This is a genomic window from Vibrio sp. 10N.222.46.A1, assembly GCF_041473595.1.
GTDB lineage: Bacteria > Pseudomonadota > Gammaproteobacteria > Enterobacterales > Vibrionaceae > Vibrio > Vibrio tasmaniensis_A.
Genome location: NZ_JBFRSN010000691.1, coordinates 1 through 3,316 on the forward strand (window position 1 = coordinate 1; position 3,316 = coordinate 3,316).

At 43.1% G+C, this 3,316-nt stretch carries 2 protein-coding genes and 1 pseudogene; 1 reads left to right on the forward strand and 2 read right to left on the reverse strand.

Annotated features, from left to right (window positions below):
- On the reverse strand, positions 1–301 hold a 301-nt coding region (locus tag AB4496_RS18445), incomplete at its 3' end, for a PilZ domain-containing protein (RefSeq protein ID WP_372131583.1).
- Positions 302–391: 90 nt separating this feature from the next.
- A complete protein-coding gene (ettA, locus tag AB4496_RS18450; protein WP_009848459.1) occupies positions 392–2,059 on the reverse strand; it encodes an energy-dependent translational throttle protein EttA in 1,668 nt (555 codons plus the stop codon).
- 263 nt (positions 2,060–2,322) lie between these two features.
- Here ettA and AB4496_RS18455 point away from each other — a divergent pair.
- Positions 2,323–3,316: pseudogene (locus AB4496_RS18455) on the forward strand (lytic murein transglycosylase); the annotation flags it as partial.

The window sequence follows — 3,316 nt, forward strand, 5'->3', positions numbered from 1 at the left end:
GAGCATTTAGATATTGATGGTAGCTGATACTATCAATATCTAAATGCTCTATACGTAAACGCATTGAGGTATTGATGGTCGAGACTATCGTTGCTTCTAACTGAATATTGATATCACTGTTTTCGAGCTTAAAGCTGACTTGAACAGGAGTGTCAGTTCTGAGTTGCTGTAATTTATCACATTGAATGAGTAAACCATGAAGAGATAGGTCTTGCACTGAGCCTGATACATTTACTTGTCCTTGTGAAATCTCAGTCGGAACTTGATAAATAACTCGTGAAAATTTACGTCTTTCAAGCATAGGTAATCTCTCTATATCAATAGGTAAATAGTAAGCCAGATATATCAAAGGCCGCTATTATCGCGGCCTTTGTTCAAAATACAAGCTTATTTACTTTGCAATACGTTTGTATTTGATGCGGTGAGGTTCTGCCGCTTGTGCACCTAGAGTCTTTTTCAGCCACTCTGTATATTCAGTATAGTTACCTTCGTAGAAGTTAACTTGACCTTCATCACGGTAGTCTAAGATATGGGTCGCAATACGGTCAAGGAACCAACGGTCATGCGAGATAACCATTGCACAGCCAGGGAACTCAAGTAGTGCTTCTTCAAGAGCTCGTAGTGTCTCAACATCAAGGTCATTGGTTGGTTCATCGAGTAGCAGTACGTTACCGCCCGCTTTTAGCAGTTTCGCTAGGTGAACACGGTTGCGTTCACCACCTGAAAGCTGACCGATGATCTTCTGTTGGTCGTTGCCTTTGAAGTTGAAACGAGAGCAGTATGCACGAGCAGGGATTTCGAAGTTGTTGATCTTAATGATATCAGCGCCTTCAGAGATCTCTTGGAATACTGTTTTTGTGTCGTCCATGCTGTCACGGAACTGATCAACAGAAGCAAGCTTAACCGTTTCGCCAAGTTCAACTGTGCCTGAATCTGGCTGTTCTGCGCCACTTAGCATCTTGAATAGTGTTGATTTACCCGCACCATTGGCACCAACGATACCAACGATAGCGCCTTTAGGCATGCTGAATGATAGGTCATCGATAAGAACGCGATCACCAAATGACTTCGTTAGGTTCTTAACTTCAAGTACCTTGTCACCTAAACGCTCACCTGGTGGGATGAACAATTCGTTGGTTTCGTTACGCTTCTGGTATTGGCCAGTCGTCATTTCTTCAAAACGAGCCATACGAGCTTTAGACTTAGCTTGACGACCTTTAGGGTTTTGACGAACCCATTCAAGTTCTTTCTCAATCGTTTTTTGACGTGCGCTTTCGCCAGCTTTTTCTTGCTTCAAACGCTCATCTTTCTGTTCTAGCCAAGATGTGTAGTTGCCTTCCCATGGGATACCTTCACCACGGTCAAGTTCTAGAATCCAACCTGCAGCGTTGTCTAGGAAGTAACGGTCGTGGGTAATTGCCACAACAGTACCGCTGTAATCAACAAGGAAATGCTCAAGCCAAGCAACTGATTCTGCATCCAAGTGGTTGGTTGGTTCATCAAGAAGCAGCATGTCTGGCTTCTCAAGAAGTAGACGACAGATAGCAACACGACGACGTTCACCACCTGATAGGAATTCGATTTTCGCATCCCACTCAGGAAGGCGAAGTGCGTCAGCTGCACGCTCTAGAGCTGTCTCTAGGTTGTGACCGTCTTTCGCCTGAATCAGAGCTTCAAGCTCACCTTGCTCTTTCGCCAATGCATCGAAATCTGCATCAGGTTCTGCGTAAGCGGCATATACTGCGTCGATGCGCTTAAGTGCGTCAGCAACATCTGAAACCGCTTCTTCTACGATTTCACGAACGGTTTTTGATTCGTCTAGTACAGGTTCTTGAGGTAGGTAACCTACTTTTAGACCTTGTTGTGCACGTGCTTCACCATCAATATCAGTATCAATACCAGCCATGATACGTAGTAGGGTAGATTTACCTGAACCATTTAGACCCAAAACACCGATTTTAGCGCCAGGAAAAAAGCTAAGAGAAATGTCTTTAAGAATTTGACGCTTAGGTGGAACAGTTTTGCTCACCCGAGACATGGTATATACGTATTCAGCCATTGCCGATCGATCCTAATTATTGTTCAAAATTGTTTGCTATTTTATACCAATATCCTCAAAGATGTTACTCCTAGGACAGAAAAGCCATTCTTGAACTAATCCTCACCTATTATTGTCACATTGGTCATTAAAACTATATTTAATAAGCTTTCGAGGCGATGTGTTAAATATTAACAATATTTACACTCAAACTCTTTACATTTGATGTGATGTCGGGCGTAAATAGACTTCACGTATTCATACACGCACTAAGGAAAGAGCGAATGTTTTTCCGCATTGGTAATACGAAAATTGCTGTCGCTGCATCGGCAATTTTGTTTTCATTTTCACAGGCTCCAATGGCTATGGCCAGCAATGCTTCCGAGCTTGAAATGCAGCGTGATGTTTATGACAGAGCGCAAGAGGTTTTAGACAACCGTGATCTAAAAGCTTATTCAGCACTTCGTAACAAAATTCAAACATACCCGTTAACACCTTACACTGACTATCGCGCCTTTTTACTGGGCTTAGGTGATCGAACGCCAAGCGAGGTGGATGCTTTTATTGAAGAGAACACAGCACTGCCGTTTTCCAATCGTATACGAGCGCCTTATTTAGATTTATTGGCGGCTCAAAAACAGTGGAAGACGATCCTTGAGTTTCAAACCCAAGAGCCTGTTGGTGAAAAATATCAATGTATCTATTACCGCGCTAATTATGAACAAGGTAATCAAGATCTCGCCTTTAAAGGTGCGAAACAACTTTGGTTAAGTGGCCGTGGTGTTGATGATAACTGTGATTCACTTTTCGAAAGTTGGGATGAAGCGGGCTTAAGAACGGATCAGCTGATTCTGGACAGAATGCTTTTAGCGTTCGAGAGTCGAAACGGTAAGTTAATGAGCTACTTGGTTAAGCAATTAGATCATGATGAGTCAATTACTCAAGCGAAGCAGATGAAGGCGTTGTACAACAAGCCTGAAGATGTACTCGCGTTTGCTAAGAAGCACCCAGCGAATGAATTCTACCAAGCACAAACCGAATTTGGTTTCGAGAAGCTAGTAAGGAAATCCGCAAGCAGCGCTCAAGAGGTTTTTGATGATGTTGTGAAAGCTCAAAAATTTTCGAAAGAAAAATCCCAAGAGCTCGCGGATTACCTAGCGTTCCGCTTGATCAATACCGACTCTGAAGAGTTGATGGCGTGGCGAGACAAAATGCTCGCGAGTTCATCAAAGCAAGTTTTGCTGGAAAGACGTGCTCGCTTAGCTATTCAACATGCCG

Bases quoted from the DNA above. Each gene is read 5' to 3' on its own strand.
- ettA (WP_009848459.1), bottom strand. From the start codon at position 2,059: ATGGCTGAATACGTATATACCATGTCTCGGGTGAGCAAAACTGTTCCA.